The organism is Cohaesibacter celericrescens (assembly GCF_002866925.1).
In the GTDB taxonomy this organism is placed as follows: domain Bacteria; phylum Pseudomonadota; class Alphaproteobacteria; order Rhizobiales; family Cohaesibacteraceae; genus Cohaesibacter; species Cohaesibacter celericrescens.
On record NZ_PKUQ01000031.1, the window covers coordinates 340,785 to 358,810 of the forward strand.

The 18,026-nt window shown below is 52.0% G+C and carries 15 protein-coding genes; 4 read left to right on the plus strand and 11 right to left on the minus strand.

From position 1 onward, the window contains the following. Positions 1-65: 65 nt before the first annotated feature. Entirely contained in the window at positions 66-4,895 is a 4,830-nt protein-coding gene (locus C0081_RS15930) for an NAD-glutamate dehydrogenase (RefSeq protein WP_101534805.1), read from the minus strand. Between the two features lie 371 nt (positions 4,896-5,266). Between C0081_RS15930 and C0081_RS15935 the strand changes: the two genes are divergently transcribed. Then, positions 5,267-5,872 (plus strand): peroxidase-related enzyme, encoded by a 606-nt coding sequence (locus tag C0081_RS15935; protein WP_101534941.1) that lies wholly within the window; start codon positions 5,267-5,269, stop codon positions 5,870-5,872. Between the two features lie 63 nt (positions 5,873-5,935). Here the strand turns inward: C0081_RS15935 and leuB are convergent, their stop codons facing one another. From leuB to C0081_RS15960, 5 genes are all read right to left on the minus strand, one after another. Next, positions 5,936-7,045: a 3-isopropylmalate dehydrogenase gene (gene leuB / locus C0081_RS15940; RefSeq protein ID WP_180966932.1), complete on the minus strand. Its 1,110-nt coding sequence runs from the start codon at positions 7,043-7,045 to the stop codon at positions 5,936-5,938. A 151-nt stretch (positions 7,046-7,196) separates the two neighbouring features. After that, on the minus strand, positions 7,197-7,817 hold the full coding sequence (locus tag C0081_RS15945; protein ID WP_101534807.1) for a LysE family translocator: 621 nt from the start codon (positions 7,815-7,817) through the stop codon (positions 7,197-7,199). Positions 7,818-7,860: 43 nt separating this feature from the next. Further along, positions 7,861-8,466, minus strand: coding sequence for a 3-isopropylmalate dehydratase small subunit (gene leuD, locus C0081_RS15950; RefSeq protein ID WP_101534808.1), 606 nt, complete (start codon positions 8,464-8,466; stop codon positions 7,861-7,863). 27 nt (positions 8,467-8,493) lie between these two features. Beyond that, the gene (gene argC, locus C0081_RS15955) at positions 8,494-9,465 is read right to left on the minus strand and encodes an N-acetyl-gamma-glutamyl-phosphate reductase (RefSeq protein WP_101534809.1); all 972 of its coding nucleotides are present in this window, start codon (positions 9,463-9,465) and stop codon (positions 8,494-8,496) included. A gap of 103 nt (positions 9,466-9,568) precedes the next feature. Beyond that, the gene (locus tag C0081_RS15960) at positions 9,569-9,841 is read right to left on the minus strand and encodes a hypothetical protein (RefSeq protein WP_101534810.1); all 273 of its coding nucleotides are present in this window, start codon (positions 9,839-9,841) and stop codon (positions 9,569-9,571) included. 433 nt (positions 9,842-10,274) lie between these two features. On the opposite strand from C0081_RS15960, the gene C0081_RS15970 reads away from it, so the two are divergent. Beyond that, positions 10,275-11,318 (plus strand): aspartate-semialdehyde dehydrogenase, encoded by a 1,044-nt coding sequence (locus C0081_RS15970; RefSeq protein ID WP_101534812.1) that lies wholly within the window; start codon positions 10,275-10,277, stop codon positions 11,316-11,318. 129 nt (positions 11,319-11,447) lie between these two features. On the opposite strand, the gene C0081_RS15975 is transcribed toward C0081_RS15970, so the two are convergent. From C0081_RS15975 to C0081_RS15995, 5 genes are all read right to left on the minus strand, one after another. Further along, positions 11,448-12,086: a carbonic anhydrase gene (locus tag C0081_RS15975; protein ID WP_101534813.1), complete on the minus strand. Its 639-nt coding sequence runs from the start codon at positions 12,084-12,086 to the stop codon at positions 11,448-11,450. 165 nt (positions 12,087-12,251) lie between these two features. Further along, the gene (locus C0081_RS15980; protein WP_101534814.1) at positions 12,252-13,217 is read right to left on the minus strand and encodes a threonine/serine dehydratase; all 966 of its coding nucleotides are present in this window, start codon (positions 13,215-13,217) and stop codon (positions 12,252-12,254) included. 29 nt (positions 13,218-13,246) lie between these two features. Beyond that, entirely contained in the window at positions 13,247-14,563 is a 1,317-nt protein-coding gene (locus C0081_RS15985; RefSeq protein ID WP_101534815.1) for an SAM-dependent methyltransferase, read from the minus strand. A gap of 10 nt (positions 14,564-14,573) precedes the next feature. Continuing rightward, the gene (pdxY, locus tag C0081_RS15990; RefSeq protein WP_101534816.1) at positions 14,574-15,521 is read right to left on the minus strand and encodes a pyridoxal kinase; all 948 of its coding nucleotides are present in this window, start codon (positions 15,519-15,521) and stop codon (positions 14,574-14,576) included. Between the two features lie 36 nt (positions 15,522-15,557). Beyond that, a complete protein-coding gene (locus tag C0081_RS15995) occupies positions 15,558-16,730 on the minus strand; it encodes an NAD(P)/FAD-dependent oxidoreductase (RefSeq protein WP_101534817.1) in 1,173 nt (390 codons plus the stop codon). A 130-nt stretch (positions 16,731-16,860) separates the two neighbouring features. Here C0081_RS15995 and C0081_RS16000 point away from each other — a divergent pair, with 130 nt between their 5' ends. After that, the gene (locus tag C0081_RS16000) at positions 16,861-17,748 is read left to right on the plus strand and encodes an HpcH/HpaI aldolase/citrate lyase family protein (protein ID WP_101534942.1); all 888 of its coding nucleotides are present in this window, start codon (positions 16,861-16,863) and stop codon (positions 17,746-17,748) included. Between the two features lie 2 nt (positions 17,749-17,750). Continuing rightward, positions 17,751-17,969, plus strand: coding sequence for a DUF1737 domain-containing protein (locus tag C0081_RS16005; RefSeq protein ID WP_101534818.1), 219 nt, complete (start codon positions 17,751-17,753; stop codon positions 17,967-17,969). Positions 17,970-18,026: the final 57 nt, after the last annotated feature.

Sequence of the window (18,026 nt, forward strand, 5' to 3'; positions counted from 1 at the left end):
GCAATAAGAAGACCCCGGCCAGAGCCATTCTGACCGGGGTCTTTTGGTTTGTTCTTTGGTACGCGCTAGAGGTCGCGGGCCAAATCTGAAAGCAGGCCTGCGGCAACCGCAAGTTTTGAAACGGTCAAATCTTCACTTTCGGTGATCTTATTGACCGCTTTGACCGTGCGTTTGATTGCCGCTCCACCGGTTTCTAGCCAAACATCCAGACCATTTTGGTCTTCTGTGGCAAGGCCAAGAATGCCGACCGTCATCTGATTGTGTGCATTGGAGAGAGAATCTCGCACGCGATCTAGAGCCAGACCTTCATAATAGTCCGAAACATCAAGGCTTTGAGCGAGGGCATCTATGCGCCCGATTTTGAAGTGGCCCGTAATCGCGAAATAGGCTTGGGCCGCTTTATCAAGGGACTGGCCTGCACGTTCGGCAACCAACACGATGTCAGGAATGCGCGAGATGAGCGACAGATGGGCGATTTGGCTTGCTAAGTTTTGCGGGACTTCATGCTCCACATAGCGTTCGGTTTGCACTTTCAAGCGTTCGGCAAGATAAGGAGGCAAATATTGGTCCATCTTGACGGACAGTTCTTTGATGCCCCCACGATACAGCTCGACCGCTTGTGCAATGCTCATGGATGTCGGGATATTGCGCATGAACCAGAGAATCTCGGCCAGTAGCAGCTTTTGCACCTGTTCATAGAGTTCCAGCTGTACTGCACCGGACACCTTGTTGTCCAACGCGTCGATGGCGCTGTGCAGGCCTCGCAGGTCGAAGGAATCACGCACAGCGACGTAAGCGCGGGCAATCTCAACCGGTGAGGTGCCGGTTTTATCGGCGATGCGCGGCAGCAAGGTCGCACCACCGCGGTTGATCATAGAGTTGGTGATTACGGTGGAGATGATTTCGCGGCGCAGGCGGTGCGAAATAATGTCATCTGCATGAGCTTTTTGCATTTCCGCAGGGAAATACCGGAACAATTCGTGTTCCAGATAGTCCTCGTCTGGCAAATGACTTTGCAGCAACTCGTCATAAAGCGTGTTTTTGGCATAGGCCAGAAGCACACCGATTTCGGCACGGGTAAGAGGCTGCCCCTTTTTGCGGGCTTCGTTCAAGGCCTCATTGTCTGGCAGGAATTCAACGGCGCGATCCAGCTCGCCTGCTTCTTCGAGGCGTTCCATCAAACGGACCTGATAGCCAAAGTCTTCCATACCCCGCATTTGGGTGAGTGAAATAGACAGGGTCTGGAGATAGTTGTTGCGCAGCACCAGCTCGGCAACATTGTCGGTCATCTTGACCTGCAATTTGTTGCGGGTGGCCGTGGTGAGTCTTTTGTCGCGCACGGCCGTTCCGAGCGCGATCTTGATGTTGACTTCCATGTCAGAACTGTTGACGCCAGCGGAGTTGTCGATGGCGTCGGAGTTGCTGCGCCCACCAAGCTGATTGAACTCAATGCGCGCGCGCTGGGTGACCCCAAGGTTGGCACCTTCGCCCAAAACTTTAACCCGCATTTCTTTTGGTGTAACGCGGATCGCATCATTGGCACGATCACCTGCATCCGCGTCTGATTCACTAGACGCGCGGATATAGGTGCCGATACCACCGAACCACAACAAATCAACATCAGCCATTAGAATGGCTTTCATTAATTCTTGTGGCGTGACTTTGGCTTGGCGCATACCCAATGCGGTTTGAGCTTCTTTTGACAGGGTGATGGATTTTTCGGAGCGAGAGAAAATGCCACCGCCCTTGGAGATCAGGCTCTCATCATAATCGCGCCAGGATGAACGATCCAGTTCGAAGATGCGTTTGCGTTCTGCCCAGCTTTTGGCGGCATCTGGATTGGGATCAATAAAGATATCGCGGTGGTCAAAGGCAGCAATCAGGCGGGTTTCCTTGGACAACAACATGCCGTTGCCAAATACGTCACCGGACATATCGCCGACACCAACGGTGGTGAAAGGCTCTGTTTGAATATCACGGTCCATTTCGCGGAAGTGGCGTTTGACCGCTTCCCATGCCCCGCGTGCTGTAATGGCCATTTTCTTGTGGTCGTACCCTGCAGAACCACCGGATGCGAAGGCATCGCCGAGCCAGAAATTATGGTCTTCTGAAATGGAGTTGGCGATATCAGAGAAGGTGGCTGTGCCTTTGTCCGCTGCAACAACGAGATAGGGATCATCTTCGTCGTGGCGTATGACATTTTCGGGTGGCAGGATATTTTTCCCGTCCAAATTATCCGTCACATCAAGCAAGGATGAAACAAATATCTTGTAGCAAGCGATACCTTCAGCCATGAAGGCGTCGCGACCACCCTCGGTGGGCAAATGTTTGGGAACAAAGCCTCCCTTTGAGCCAACCGGCACGATCACAGCATTTTTGACCTGCTGGGCTTTGACCAGTCCCAGCACTTCGGTGCGGAAATCCTGTGGCCGGTCAGACCAGCGCAGTCCGCCGCGGGCAACTTTACCAAAGCGTAAATGCAAACCTTCTACACGTGGGCTGTAAACAAAGATTTCGCGGAACGGTTTGGGGGTCGGCATGTCTTCCATGGCGCGTGGATTGAGCTTGATCGACAGGGTTGGCTTGAAACCACCTTCTTGTGTGCGCTGGTAAAAGTTGGTGCGCAAGGAGGCCTGAATGATCGCGAGGAACTTGCGAATGATCCGATCATCGTCGAGGTTGGAAACCTGTTCGAGAGCGGCCAGAATGCCACTCGACAAGCGTTTGCATTCTTCTTCGCGCTGGTCTCTGGCAGGGTCAAAGCGCGCGTGGAACAATTGGACCAGAAGCGCGGAGAGGTCTGGATAGGTGTTGAGAGTGCCCCACATATAATCCTGATCATAGGGAATGCGGATTTGGCGTAAATACCGTGAAATGGTGCGTAGGATGGTAATGTCGCGCCAGTCCAGCTCTGCAGCCATGGCCAGTTGGTTATATCCGTCATTCTCTGCGCTGCCGTCCCAGACAGCAAGGAAGCAGGCTTCAAGTTTTGCACCGACGTCATCGATGTCGATGGCTTTGCCATTGGCACGTTCCAGTTCCATGTCATGCATCCAGAAGGTGCGGTCACCGTCCAGTGGTGTGATGGCATAAGATCGCTCGTCGATAACACGGAAACCCATATTTTCAAGGATTGGGACTCGCTCCGACAGCGGAATGGGGTTGGCCTGATGGAATAATTTCAGGGCAATGCGGTGCGGCGCCCCTTGGTCCTTGCGATAGAATTGAATAGCGGTGCTGACCGAGCCATTCATGCCTTCCATTGTCGCTATATCCGCGACAGCGATTTCAGGGCTGAAAGTGTCGCGATAAGCATCGGAGAAGGCTTCGCAATAGCGATTTATCAACTGGCTTGCGCGTTTGAGTGAGCTGCTGTCACGAACCGCCTGGGTGAGCCCATCTGCCCATGTGCGTACAATGGCATTGACAGCTTCTTCCAGCTTGGTGCGGGTCGGGGTTGGGGTTTTGCCTGTTGAGCGGCCGATGATGAAGTGTACCCGCGCCAATGGCCCATCTGGGAAATCGGGATAAACGGCGGACAAACGACCATCGTAGACATCGCTCAGATATTCGCCAATTTGAAGACGAATGGAGGTGTTATAGCGGTCACGCGGTACATAAACCAAGCAGGAAACAAAGCGATCGAATTTATCGACACGGGACAGGATTCGGATCCGAGGGCGCTGATGCAGACGCAGAATTTGCTGACAGTTGGCCAGCAACGTTTCTTGATCTACCTGGAACAATTCATCACGGGGATAGCCCTCGAGCACGTTCAATAGGGCTTTGCCCGAGTGACCCGACGGATCAACAGTTGCCGCTTCCAGTGTGTTAGCGACTTTGCGCCGCAGGAAGGGGATGTTGGTAGCGGAGCGGTTATAGGCTGTCGAGGTGAAGAGGCCGACAATGCGAAGTTCGCCGGTTAACTGCCCTTGATCGCCATAGAGTTTGACGCCGATATAATCCATGTAGGTGCGGCGATGGACATTTGTTTTGACGTTTGCCTTGGTGATGATCAATGGCTCGGGGCGCATTAGAAATTCGCGAATTTCTGGCGTCATGGTTACCAGCTCTGTGCCGCGGCGCAGCACCCGGACATCTGGATTGCGCAAGAGGCCGAGGCCGGGGCGCTGGGTGCGCGTCAACTCGCCTTCTTCTGACGTGCCATCGAAAGCATATTCGCGCATGCCCAAAAGCGTGAAATTGTTGCCGGCCAGCCAGCGCAGGAACTCAACTGTTTCATCGATATCGTCTTGCGGCAGGGGCGGCGGCATGATCTTGAACACTGCAATGGTTTCTTCCAAGCGCAGCAGCATGCTTTTCCAGTCACCAACCACCGCATCCACGTCGCTGAGAATAGAATCCAGCGTTTTCTCCAACTCGGCGCGCTTGCTCTTGCTGGGCAGACGGGAAACATGAACGTGAATGAGGCTCTCGCGCTGAAGTTTTGGATCGCCCCTGACGTCCAGACGGTTATGCAAGGCAATCAGGTTGCCCTTGTCATCGCGTTCGACTGTGAGGATGGGGTGAAGAACCAGATGAATATCCAGCCCTGCGTTTTGCAGAGCACCCATGATGGAATCGACCAAGAAGGGCTTGTTGATATTGTTCAGCTCGATGATTGTGATCTGGTTGGTCATGGCATCGGCGTCGCCTTTAAAGGCGGGATCGAAAATTTCGATGTGATGCTGGCCATCATAGCTAGAAGCAAATTTTTCGAAAGACTTGTGGACAAGCTGGGCAATTTCAGGCGCTTTATAGCGCGCAAGATCTTCTTTGTCGCCGAGGGCAAAAAACTTCTCCAGAAAATCAACTTCCAAGGGGCTGTTCTTCGCGGCCAAGGCTTTGGCTTCTGCTATGCGTGCTGCGTGTTCGCGTTTGAGTTCCGGTGCCATTGTGTTTCCTCCAGGCGAACCATTTCTGTTGTAAGTTCTGCCTCATATTGTTGACCGCTTGGTGACAATCAACCGGGTGCCTGCGTCATATTAAGGACGTTCGTCTCATAAGATACTGCATTTAGAGTAAATGAGAGCCAAACAAGTTTCGTAAAATTTTGTTGATTGCGAATAAGTTGTGCATTGAAAAACGACGATAATACGTTGTAACGCGTATATTTGTTGAATGAAGCCCGCTTTGCAGCGCTCTGTGTTGGCTTCTCAGACCTGTGTCCATCTTGCGCGGGTGATTGTGGCTGGTCATGATGTTTGTTCAAGCAAATGCCAATCAGAACCAAAACGGTCGCTTGGCACATGAGGGGGGGAAGAGAATGTCTGATCATCAAGGGCCAGAAGCGCCCAAGCCGCAGAGTGGCAAGGCTGTCATCGCGCTGGACCTGTCACCAATGGATCCTATGCCAGAAGACATTGCCAAATATTTCGCTATTTGTGCTGATAAACTGGGCATGGTACCCAACGTCTTGGTTGCTCACAGCTTTGATGAAGCGAAATTCCGCGCTTTTTCAGCGCTTTACAACAATTTGATGTTGGATGAAAGCGGGCTTTCCAAACTGGAACGAGAAATGATCGCGGTGGTGGTGTCGTCCATCAATCGTTGCTTATATTGTCTCGTGGCGCATGGACAGGCGGTGCGGGCTTTGTCTGGTGATCCGCTTCTGGGGGAGTTGTTGGTTATGAATTACCGAGCGGCTGATTTGTCGCCGCGTCACAGGGCGATGCTGGATTATGCTGCCAAACTCACCGAGGAACCTGAGAAAATGACCGCTGCGGATCGGCAAGCTTTGAGCGATGTCGGCTTTTCTGATCTGGATATTTGGGATATCGCCAATGTGATCGGCTTTTTCAATATGTCAAATCGTGTTGCCATCGCAACCGACATGGCCCCTAATGATGCCTATCACAGCATGGACCGGTGATATTCAACAAAAAAGCCGGGTGATAAATCATCCGGCTTTTAGATTCTGTCGTGATAGCGCTGATTAATTCAGAGCTTCTAGTTCGGCGATGATGGCCGCGCCCATTTGCGTTGTGGTGACCGTTGTATCGCCTTCTTTGGCGATGTCGCGGGTGCGCAGGCCTTTTTCCAGTACGTTGGCAATGGCTTTTTCGACCATATCGGCTTCTTTGACCATTTCAAAGCTGTAGCGCAGAGCCATGGCAAAGGACGCAATCGTTGCGATGGGGTTGGCAGAGCCCGTGCCTGAAATGTCAGGGGCCGAACCGTGGACAGGTTCATACATGGCTTTGCGTTTGCCTGTTACAGCGTCCGGGGCACCCAGTGATGCGGATGGCAACATGCCAAGTGAGCCGGTTAGCATGGCGGCGACATCAGACAGGATATCTCCGAACAGGTTGTCACAGACAATCACGTCATATTGTTTCGGACGGCGGACCAGCTGCATGGCGCAGTTGTCTGCCAAAACATGCTCGAGCGGGGTGTCGGGATATTCTTCCGACCCGATTTTGGTGACGATTTGCTTCCAGAGCACACCGGATTTCATCACATTGTGTTTCTCGGCAGAAGATACACGGTTTGAACGGGTTTTTGCCAGATCGAAAGCGACGCGGGTGATCCGTTCGATCTCGGACGTGGTGTAGACCTGGGTATCGACAGCGCGCTGTTGGCCATCTTCCAAGGTGACGACTTCTTTGGGTTCACCAAAATAAACACCACCGGTCAATTCGCGCACGATGAGAATGTCGAGGCCCTCAACCAGTTCTTTTTTAAGCGAGGAGCTGTCAGCCAATGCGGGATAACAAAGCGCAGGGCGCAAGTTGGCAAACAAGCCAAGATCTTTGCGCAAGCGCAGCAAGCCTGCTTCAGGGCGCTTATCATAAGGGACGTCAGCCCATTTTGGGCCCCCGACAGCACCGAACATCACAGCATCAGCGGCAAGAGCCTTGGCCATATCTTCTTCTGAAATGGCTTCCCCACAGGCATCATAGGCGGATCCACCAACAAGGCCTTCGTCGCACTCGAACGTGACATCCATGTTGGCATTCATCCAATTGATGATTGCCTTCACTTCGTTCATGATTTCGGGACCAATACCATCGCCGGGCAGAAGAAAGAGCTTATGAGACATGATAGATTTCCTGTTTGGGTAACAAGTCGCTCCAATCCAGCATGCAAGACGCAAAGATCGGAAAGAAATGGAATGTTGTTGAGTGGATTAATACTCAACGAGCTGCATTGCAAGGGCTAAGCTGATTTACAGTGCTTGGCTTGGCTTGGTTTGGCTAACGGCGGGCGGCTGTCAAAAACAGGCCTGCTGAAATGAGCGCCACCCCCGAACCCCGGTTGAGCCATTTTTGACCCCGCGCAGAACGCACGAGGTGGCTTAAATAGGCTCCAGCAAAGGCGTATGAAGAGATTGCGATCAGCTGAAGCAGCAAGAACGTGATTCCAAGCAGGGTGAATTGCAAAAATACCGGTTCGGATTCTTTAAGAAACTGAGGGAAAAACGCGGTAAAAATAATGATCGCTTTGGGATTTGTGATCGCAACCAGAAAATCCTGTCGGGCGAGTTGGCCCCATTCCAGATGATGGGTTTGTCGCAGGTGTTGATCAGCCGGCTTGGACAAGACCATGCGCAGGCCAATATATATCAGGTAAATGCCACCTACCCATTTGAGGAGTATGAAATAGGTTTCCGAAGCGGCCAACAATGTGCCAAGACCCAGCCCGCATAGGGCAATGAGGATGGCAAAAGCAGACAGACGGCCAATGCCTGCCAGAATGGTTATGATAAAGCCCTGCTTGGCAGCCGTAGAAAGGGCCAACAGATTGTTGGGTCCGGGATAGACAGCTAAAGCCAAGGCAGCAGGAATGAAAAGAAGCCAAGTCTGTATCGAGAGCATGATTTGGCTCCTTTTCTAATTCCTAAAATGCCTTTGGCTTAGGTTACACCCAAGGGCGATCCTGCGCCATTTTCGCTTCGTATTTGTCGACATTTTCAATTTTTGCCATCGACAAACCGATATCGTCCAAACCTTCGAGCAGGCATTTCTTTTTGGCCGGATCAAGATCGAAGCTGATTTCGCCGCCGTCTGGTCCTTTAATGACCTGATTTTCCAGATCAATGGTCAATGTGGCATTGGAGCCGCGCGATGCGTCGTCCATCAGTTTGGCATGGTCTTCTTCGTTCACAACGATTGGCAAGATGCCGTTTTTGAAGCTGTTGCTATAGAAAATGTCGGCAAAGCTGGTGGAAATGATGCAGGTGATGCCGAAATCAAGCAACGCCCAAGGGGCATGCTCGCGAGAAGAGCCACAGCCAAAATTGTCACCGGCTACGATGATGTTGGCGTTGCGATAGCCGTCTTTATTCAAAATGAAATCCGGATTTTCGGAGCCATCTTCATTAAAACGCATTTCATGAAACAGATTGGCACCCAGACCGGAACGCTTGATGGTCTTGAGGAACTGTTTGGGGATGATCATATCGGTATCGATATTGATCAGCGGCATGGGCGCCGCAACGGCGGTCAAAGTGGTGAATTTTTCCATCTGGTCGATCCTTTAGCGGTCTTTGTCTTAATGCGAGGCGGTGGGCAGCGAAGCAGCTGTGAGGCCGGTGGCTTCGTCGATACCCATCATGATATTCATATTTTGAACAGCAGCGCCGGATGCGCCTTTGCCCAGATTGTCGTAAACAGCAAGCAGCACAGCCTGACCGATGTCGTCATTGCCATGCACGTGAATATGCAGCGAGTTGGTGCCGTTCAGATGTTCCGGCGTAATGGCGTCCAGTTTTCCTGCAGATGCCAGCGGGGCCACTTTTACAAATGTTTCCCCTTCATACCGCTTTGTCAGGCACGCATGCAAATCGGCCATTTTCAATCCACTTTCAAGCGCCCATAGATTGAGCGGAATAGCATCAATCATGCCTTGGGCATAGTGGCCCACAGCCGGTTGAAACACGGGAGGGTGTTGCAGGCCAGCATAGGCTGTCATTTCGGGCACATGCTTGTGGCCAAGGGTCAGACCATAAGGCCAATACGGCACTTTGATCGGCTCTTCACCTTGTTCATACTCGGCAATCATGCCCTTGCCGCCGCCGGAATAGCCCGAGACAGCATTCAGCGTGGCTGGAAAATCGCTTGGGATCAACCCGGCCTCGACCAACGGACGCATCATGGCGATATAGCCTTGCGGATAACAGCCTGGATTGGACAGCCGCTTTGATGCCGCGATCTCGGCGCGCTGGGTGGGGGACAGTTCGGCAAAGCCGTAGGTCCAGCCATCGGCTACGCGATGGGCGGAGGAGGCATCAATCACCCGTGTTGTTTTATTCTCGATCAACGCGACGGCTTCAATGGCAGCGGCGTCCGGCAAGCACAGGATCGCGATGTCGGCTTCATTGAGCATTTGGGCGCGGGCTTCTCGCTCTTTGCGCAGATTTTCAGGCAGGCGCAAAAATTTGATATCGCTGCGGCCATCAAGACGGGCCCGAATTTGCAATCCAGTGGTGCCAACTTCGCCATCAATAAAAATTTTTGCAGTCATGATAAAGGTGCCCGAATATCGTGTAGAAACTGTCGAACGGTGAATGCCGTTTCCAAAGGCTCACCTCGATTTTTCCTCTGCTTACAGCAAAGGTAGCGCTTTGTCATCGTGTGAAATGGCTAACCAGCCATAGGACAAGGATAATCGCAAAGATGGCCCCGCCGATGCGGCCAATACGGGTGCCCCAAACCTCAATGAGATCGTCGGGATCGGCATCTTGTGCCCCCAAATGGTCTTTTGCCTTATTGGCCGTGCGTGCAAAAGCCGAGGTGCCAAGGGCTTCGCCTTCCATATCGACACGCGCGAGCGCTCGTTCGGCTTGTTGCCGCTGCTCTTCTTGGCGCTGTTCTCTAGAGGCTGTGTTTTGCTCAGTCATGTAAGCTGTTTAACCCGTTTTATAGCTCTTTATCAAGAAACTCCGGATAATACGGGGCTCTGATGTGATCTTTTTGTTCGTTTGTTGGCGTTGTTGCGCAAGATATATGTATTTGGTCTTGACTTCACAAACCCCTTCCCGCAAAAACCCAAGCGTGAGCCGAGAGGGTTTGGCATCCATTGCCACATATGGGTTTGAAATGGCATTTGTTGTAACAACAGCATTGAAGAGCAAGACCACAGGTCAAATGACCGGTGCGGTTTTTGCTGGCCAGATCACATCAACCACAACCGAAACTACCACCAAGGTTTAACCCCTCTTGCTCCCTGTTCGCTTCCCCCAGGGTTGTGAGGGGAGTGAAACCGCACGTTGGAGCGCAAGCGAAAACGGCGGGTACTTCGGGGAAGCTGGCGGATCAGGAGATCATTTGAAAATGGGTTATAAAGTTGCAGTCGTCGGGGCTACGGGCAATGTTGGTCGCGAGATGATGGACATACTTTCCGAGCGCGGGTTCCCCGCAGACGAAGTTGTCGCATTGGCGTCCAGCCGCTCAAAAGGCAAAGAAGTGTCCTATGGCGATAAAACCCTGAAATGTCAGGTGTTGGATCATTATGATTTTTCCGACGTGGATTTCTGCTTGATGTCCGCGGGGGGCACTTTGTCCAAAGAATGGTCGCCCAAGATTGCCGCGACCGGTTGCATCGTCATCGATAACAGTTCCCAATGGCGCTACGACGAACGCATTCCACTGATCGTTCCTGAAGTGAACGCGCATGTGCTGGACGAATGGGTGAAGAAGAAAGATCGCATCAATATTATTGCGAACCCTAACTGTTCCACTGCGCAGTTGTTGGTGGCGCTGAAACCCTTGCATGACAAAGCCACGATCAAACGCATCGTTGTGTCTACCTATCAGTCTGTTTCTGGTGGTGGCAAAGCGGCTATGGACGAGTTGTTTCATCAGACCCGCGCTGTTTTTGTTGCGGATCCGATTGAAAATAACATTTTTACCAAACGCATCGCCTTTAATGTGATTCCGCATATCGACAGCTTTATGGATGACGGCTCCACCAAAGAAGAATGGAAAGTGGTTGCCGAAACCAAAAAAATGCTCGACCCGAAAATCAAGGTCACTTGCACCGCGGTGCGCGTGCCTGTGTTTGTGAGCCATGCGGAAGCGGTGAATATCGAGTTTGAAAACCCGCTGTCAGCCGATGAAGCCCGCGACATCCTGCGCGAAGCGCCTGGTTGTCTGGTAATCGACAAACGCGAAGATGGTGGTTACATCACACCGGTGGAAGCCGCTGGTGAAGATGCGACTTATATTTCGCGTATTCGCGAAGATCCGACCCTTGAGAATGGCCTAAACATCTGGGTTGTTTCTGATAATCTGCGCAAAGGGGCTGCGTTGAACACGGTTCAGATCGCTGAGACTTTGGTCAACAAGGGCCTTGTTAAACCGCGCTCAGACGCATAATCAGACCGCGTCTGTAGAGGGCCTTTGCCTGCTGCGATCCATCAAATAAAAGCCAGCCCGACGTCTGTCAGGCTGGCTTTTTGCTTCTGTTGGTTACGGCGCTTTGGGTGCCTTAGCGGCTGCCTTCAATCACACTTTCAAAAATGTGCCTTTGTCGACGTCGTAATATTCCAATTCGCTTGATGAGATATCGAACCAGGCTCCGTGCAAGGAAATCAGGTTTTTATCTGCTCTTTCCTTGATGAATCGATAGGAATAAAGATTTTCCATGGATTGGATAACAGAGGCGCGTTCGAGCAATCCGCAATGGTCCAGATCTGGGCGATTGAGTGCGCGGAAGCGGATTGGATTGTCCACGCTTTCGAGCTGACCGGACCATTTGCCTATGTAATCTCCTTCTGTTAGAGGCTCATCGTCTTCGATATAGGCTTTTACGCCGCCACAGCGGCCATGGCCCATGACAACGATATGGTCAACTTCCAAGCCGTTGACGGCAAATTCCAACGCTGCCGTGGTGCCGTGCACTCCGGTTTGCTGGGTAGAGGCGTGTGGCACAAAGTTAGCAACGTTGCGGACCACAAAGATCTCGCCTGGGCCTGTATCAAAAATCGTCTCTGGTGCAGCGCGACTGTCGCAGCATCCGACCACCATAATCTTGGGATTCTGCCCTAATTCAGCCAGTTTTTCATAACGAGCACGCTCGGTTTCGAAACGACCATTTTTGAAATCGGCATATCCCTTGATGAGTCGCGTGGGTAAATTTGGCATTTTGCTCTCTTTGCTCTCTTTGCTCTCTCTCAACTCAAGTCTTTTCCATGTCGCGTTTATACAGAGTTTTTTCAAGTTCCGATCACACAATTCTATGGATTGATCGTAATAATTCCCCTTTGGACTGTTTGAATGGAGTTTGCTGCACGTTGTCCTGCTTCTTTCTCAGGTGGAGGCTATGTCTGCCAATTTTTCCAGTTCAATGTTTGATCCGCACAAAATGACACCGACACGTTCATTGGGCGCAGGCTTGTAAGCGCCAGATAAAAGCGCCGCAAAAGCAGTGGCCCCTCCTGCTTCGCATGCAAGACGATAGTCATTCCACAGGGTTCTTTGTGCTGCAATGATGGCGTCATCGGGTAGGGTGATCACCCGTTCGATTTTGTTTTTGGCGATTTCAAAAACCATCTCGCCGGTGCGCTTGGCCCCTAGAGAATCTGCAGCGACTCCTGACACAGGCACATCAACAGGCTGGCCTTGTTCGAGTGCTTGTGCAAGCGCGCTGGCTTTGTCCGGCTCAACACCAATTATTTTGATGTGTCCCTTTTGACTGAATCGGGAAAACCAGCTGGCGATGCCGGAAATCAAACCACCGCCGCCAACGGCCACCAGCAAGGTATCGGGCAAATCGTCGCCAGTTTGGTTTTCCAGTTCAAGACCGAGTGTGCCTTGGCCGCAGATGGTGTGGAAACCATCATAGGCATGCAGGCCAATGGCGCCTGTTTTTTGCTGATAGGCGGTGCATAGCTCGAGGGAATCGGCATAGCGATCACCTTGGACCAGAATGTCTGCGCCATAGCTTTTTATGCGCTCGATTTTAGAAGGTGAGGCAATTTCAGGTACAAAGATTTTGGCCTTGATACCCAGTTGAGCTGCGGCATAGGCGACTGCTGCGCCATGATTGCCGCCGGAAGCGGCTGCAACACCGGCTTGAGGCACCTGGCGACTCAACAGGTTGAAAAAAGCCCCGCGGGGTTTGAAGGAGCCCGCATGTTGCAGCATTTCCAGTTTGAGCTGAATGGGTTGGTTGGTGCCAAATGCATTGCCGCTGATCTCTAAAATAGGGGTTTTGCGAATATGGGACCGGATTTGATTGTAGGCTTTCTGGATGTCATCTTTTGTCGGGGTCATTGGGCCATGCTGACTTCATTGTGAGTGGACTATTGATAAAGGTCGGCGCGACTGGGAGGTAGGCGGCTTGGACCTTTGGCATTTTTACTGGCAAGTGTTTGATACAGACGGGCAGAGCCGCGCATGAACGCAAGGGAGCAGCCAGCCAGATAAGCGACCCATATGCGATAGACTTCTTCTCCGACCAGTTTGATGGCTTCGTCCTTGTTGGCTTCCAGACGTTCCAGCCAGAATTTTGTTGTCAGTTGGTAGTGCTCGCGCCATCCCTCGACATCCATGATTTCGAATTTATGGTGTTCAAACTTGGCAATGGTCTCTCCCAGATCAATCAATTCACCACCGGGAAAAATGTATTTTTGAAGGGCGCGCTGTTCGGGGCGGGAGGAGAATTTGCGTTTCTGTTTTTTGGCCTTGCGGGATATGGCGTGGTTAAGAAACAGGCCTTTGTCAACGAGCAGGCGATTGACGGTGCCGCAATAGATGTCGAGATTGTCCTGTCCTATATGCTCCATCATGCCGATTGAGGAGATTTTATCAAAAGGGCCGTCAAGCAGAGTGTAATCTTTCAATTCCACCGTGATTTTGTCACTCAGACCCAATTCTGTAACTTTTTTCGAGACATGATCATATTGTTCTTGAGAGAGCGTCACCCCGTGGGCCTTGACTCCATAGTGGGTTGCGGCATGAATGATGAGAGCGCCCCAACCGCAACCGATGTCGAGAAAACGTTCATCGGGCTTGAGGCGAAGCTTGCGACAAATCATATCGATTTTGTCGAGCTGTGCCTGCTCCAAGTCGTTGTTCCAGTCTGTGAAATAGGCGCAGCTGTAGAGCCGTTGGGGATCCAGGAACAATTTGTAAAAATCATTGCTGACATCATAGTGGAACTGAATGTAGTTTTTATCGTCAGCCTTGGATCGTTTGGCTTTTTGGCCCTGTTCGTCGCCTTTATAAGCGCGTCCTGCATTCAGTGGCAGTCCCGGTGCAAAGATGAAGCTTTTTACAACATTGAAGAGTATCCGCTTTGGGATTGCTTTGAGTCGTTTGCGCGTGGGTAGAAAGGCCAATAGGCTGCCGAGATCAAGTAGATTGCCACCTTCGATATCGATCAGGCCATTGATGTAGGGGCGGATGATATTGTCCAGCTTGGGTCGACGCAGCAATGAGGTGACTACGCCCGGATGATGGATCGCTAAAATCAAGCTGGGGTTCTGATCGGATCCCAGTGCGGTGATCGAGCCGTCCCACAATTTGATGCCTATGTTGACGTCTAGCGCCTTGCCTATTTCCTGCAGCAGTACTTTGGCAGAATCCAGCTGTTTGGTCTGTTTGGCATTGGATGACATGATTGGTCTCCTAGGCGCTGTTGGGTTTGTATTTCTTTGCTTTCTTAACGATAGGGTTTGCTGTGATGGTGCGGGTGTTGACCATGGCCATGGGGTGTAGGAAGCAATCGGCGAAGCGGGCGACTTCAAGGTCGCGATACCCTTGAGACGCGGAGCTTGAGACCACGTCCAACGTGGCGCTGGAGGCCAACTTTAGAGCCAACTCGTCCTTTTGTCCTGCCAATTTTCGCGCCAGAAACAGTGCCGCGATCATGTCGCCAGTGCCGCTGGGCGGATTGGGTATCGAGCGATGCTCACACAACAAAGCTTGTTCTTTGCTGTCCTGTGTCGCGGCATGTATCAGCAGATTGGCGATAGAATTGCGCATCATGGGAAACGCGCTGGTGATCAATGTCGAGGGGCGGTCCAGCTTTTTTGATTGTTTTGCGAGCGCTTCGTTGCTGTCTTCCTTGCTTGCCGTGAGCCAGTTGAACTCAAAGCGGTTGGGGGTGATGATGTCGGCGCGCGGTACCAGCTCGTCACGGATGGCTTCTGCGATCTCTTGGGCAATATAAAGGCCGCTTTCTTCCCCCATCACCGGATCGCAGAGATACAACGCATCGCTGTTTTTAGCTTTGAGCCGATCAACCAGTTTTGTCACGGCGCGCACCTGATCAACCGACCCCATATAGCCGGTCAGAATCGCACCCAAATTGGCAAAATCAGGATGATTGGCCAGATCTTCAAGGCTTTTGGCAAACAGTGCCGCGTCGATGGTTTGGCGCGTGGAAGGGCCATGTCCGGGATGCCAGGGCAAAATGACCGTTGGGACTTCCCAGACGGGATGCCCCAGTCTCTCAAGCGCAAAGGCGGCGGCGCGGTTGCCCACGGCACCGGTCATCACGTGGGACGAGATGACCAGAACGGTGCTTGTTTCAGTACTTTTTCCAGCCTTGGGCTTGCCGACAGCTTGCGTCATATTTTGTCTCGCAAAAGGGTCTTATGGCCAACTTATTCAGATGACGTTGATTTCTCTAACCGGTTTTTGGCTCACTATTCTTTCATAGCCGAAAATGGAGGCATCAAGCGAGCGATATTCGCCAAACAGGAACAACTCTCCAATGGCACGGCCTGCGCCGGGGGCATGTTGCAAACCGTGGCCAGAATAGCCTGCATTGAAATAGAAGTTGGAGATTTCTGGATGGGCGCCAATGATAGCGTTTTGATCCAACGTGCAATATTCATAATGGCCGGCCCAAGCATTGACCATTTTGATGGCGTCAAAGCCGGGCATGCGGTTATAGAGTGATGGCCAGATCATCTCCTCGAACAGATCGTAATGGGGATCGAGATCGTCTGGACCCACTGGGATATCTTCTTCCGAAGAGGGGCAGACACCGGAAATAAAATAATTGCCTTCAGGACGAATATAGACCCCTGATGTATCGACCATCAGCGGCATGTCTGGATGCGGGGTTTTGCAGTCGATGACAAACACCGTGCGCTTGCGGGCTTCGATGGGCAGGGGGATGCCGAGCATCGAGGCGATGGAAGCGGCTGCCGGCCCTGCACAATTGACCACGGCACCGCAGGCGATGGTATCGCCCGAGCTTAACTTGACCGAGGTGACTTTGTTATTTTGCTTTTCCAGCCCGACCACTTCGTCTTTGAGGAAAAGAGCGCCTGCAGCAATTGCTCCCTTGCGGACCAGATCGAGCAACATATGAGCGTCAAACCAGCCTTCTCCCGAAGTGCCAAAAGCGCCTGCGGCCAAATCTTCGACATTGAGCCATGGGAAACGGGCTTTAAGACGGTCGGGGGTCATCAGGTCGATGTCGGCCCCTTGCGCAATCTGGGTGGTGTGGTTGTTTTGCAGAATGGGCAAACCGGCTTCACTTGCCAGCATCAAATAGCCGCCCTCATGAAAACCAATGTCCGCCTCCGGCCCGAATCGGTCTTTCAATTCGGATATGAATTTCAAACCAAATTGCGATAGGGCTATATTTTCCGGTGTCGAGAATTGTTGGCGAATTGACGCAGCCGAAAGGGTAGTGGAGCTTTTGGTGTAGGTGGGGTCCTTTTCAATCACGACAACCGAGCCTTTAAAACCAAGGTCGTGTTTGAGGAAATAGGCGACTGAGGCCCCCATGATTGCACCGCCTACAATGACGAGATCTGCCTGTTTCATGTCTTGCTTCCGCTTCTTTTCTGGATCCTTCTTCGGTCGATTGGCCTAACGAAGGGGATGGCGAGGCGCGCTATTGTTGATTATGGTGTCGCGCGTTCAGTATATTGCCTTGATGATTGGAGAAAATTCAATGACTTTCAGACCACGCCGCACCGCTCTTTACATGCCCGGCTCCAATGCACGGGCGCTTGAAAAGGCCCGCAACCTGAATGTGGATGTGCTGCTGCTGGATTTGGAAGATTCAGTGGCGCTGGACAATAAGGACATGGCCCGCCAACAAGTGGTGGACGCAGTCAAGGCAGGTGGCTTCGGATATCGCGAAGTGGTGGTTCGTATCAATGGTCTGGACACTGCGTGGGGGGAAGCCGATCTTGATGCCGTGGCCCGCGTGCAGCCCGATGCGGTGTTGGTCCCCAAGGTGGATTGTGCCGAAGATGTTTATGCTGTTGGACGCAGACTGAATGATGCCGGAGCCGATCAGGCGCTGAAGATCTGGGCGATGATGGAGACCCCCGGCGGGATGTTGCGGGCGGCTGAAATCACCGCCAGTACGCAAGAATTTAACGGTCGCCGTTTGTCCTGTTTGGTAATGGGAACCAATGACTTAGCCAAAGAAACCCGTGCGGCAATGTTGCCCGGTCGCGCGCCGATGATGCCGTGGCTAATGACCTGTCTGGCGGCGGCGCGGGCCTATGATCTCGATATTATTGACGGGGTGTATAACCAGTTCAATGATGCTGAAGGGTTTGACGCAGAATGTATGCAAGGAGCCCAGATGGGCATGGATGGCAAGACCATCATTCACCCCAAACAAATCGAAGCGGCCAATCGCATTTTTTCTCCCAGCTCTGAGGAGATCGAAAGCTGCCGTGAAATCATTGAAGCCTTTGACGCGCCGGAAAATCAGTCTAAAAATGTCATGACGATCAACGGCAATATGGTCGAACGATTGCATGCGGATATGGCCCGCCGTGTGGTCGAAATAGCCCAAGCCATTGCCAAGCAGGATGAGCAATAGTCATGAATGAAAAACAAAAGGTATACCGGTTTATCACAGGGGTGGACGATTCTAACTTTTGTCACAGGGTGACAGAGGCCCTGTCCAAAGGCTGGTCCATCCATGGTTCACCCTCCTACGCATTTGACGCAACCGAAGGTGTCATGAAATGCGGCCAAGCGGTGACAAAAGACGTTGAACCATTTGACTATACCCGCGAAGTAAAGTTGGGCGAGTTTTAGGCGCCAGGATTTTTCAAAAGCATTTAAGGCGGCCGGTGGTCGCCTTTTTTGTTTGTC

Excerpts from the sequence above, each read along its gene's own strand:
- C0081_RS15930 (WP_101534805.1), bottom strand. The coding sequence starts at position 4,895 with ATGGCACCGGAACTCAAACGCGAACACGCAGCACGCATAGCAGAAGCC.
- C0081_RS15935 (WP_101534941.1), top strand. The coding sequence starts at position 5,267 with ATGTCTGATCATCAAGGGCCAGAAGCGCCCAAGCCGCAGAGTGGCAAG.
- C0081_RS15945 (WP_101534807.1), bottom strand. The coding sequence starts at position 7,817 with ATGCTCTCGATACAGACTTGGCTTCTTTTCATTCCTGCTGCCTTGGCT.
- leuD (WP_101534808.1), bottom strand. The coding sequence starts at position 8,466 with ATGGAAAAATTCACCACTTTGACCGCCGTTGCGGCGCCCATGCCGCTG.
- argC (WP_101534809.1), bottom strand. The coding sequence starts at position 9,465 with ATGACTGCAAAAATTTTTATTGATGGCGAAGTTGGCACCACTGGATTG.
- C0081_RS15960 (WP_101534810.1), bottom strand. The coding sequence starts at position 9,841 with ATGACTGAGCAAAACACAGCCTCTAGAGAACAGCGCCAAGAAGAGCAG.
- C0081_RS15970 (WP_101534812.1), top strand. The coding sequence starts at position 10,275 with ATGGGTTATAAAGTTGCAGTCGTCGGGGCTACGGGCAATGTTGGTCGC.
- C0081_RS15975 (WP_101534813.1), bottom strand. The coding sequence starts at position 12,086 with ATGCCAAATTTACCCACGCGACTCATCAAGGGATATGCCGATTTCAAA.
- C0081_RS15980 (WP_101534814.1), bottom strand. The coding sequence starts at position 13,217 with ATGACCCCGACAAAAGATGACATCCAGAAAGCCTACAATCAAATCCGG.
- C0081_RS15985 (WP_101534815.1), bottom strand. The coding sequence starts at position 14,563 with ATGTCATCCAATGCCAAACAGACCAAACAGCTGGATTCTGCCAAAGTA.
- pdxY (WP_101534816.1), bottom strand. The coding sequence starts at position 15,521 with ATGACGCAAGCTGTCGGCAAGCCCAAGGCTGGAAAAAGTACTGAAACA.
- C0081_RS15995 (WP_101534817.1), bottom strand. The coding sequence starts at position 16,730 with ATGAAACAGGCAGATCTCGTCATTGTAGGCGGTGCAATCATGGGGGCC.
- C0081_RS16000 (WP_101534942.1), top strand. The coding sequence starts at position 16,861 with ATGACTTTCAGACCACGCCGCACCGCTCTTTACATGCCCGGCTCCAAT.
- C0081_RS16005 (WP_101534818.1), top strand. The coding sequence starts at position 17,751 with ATGAATGAAAAACAAAAGGTATACCGGTTTATCACAGGGGTGGACGAT.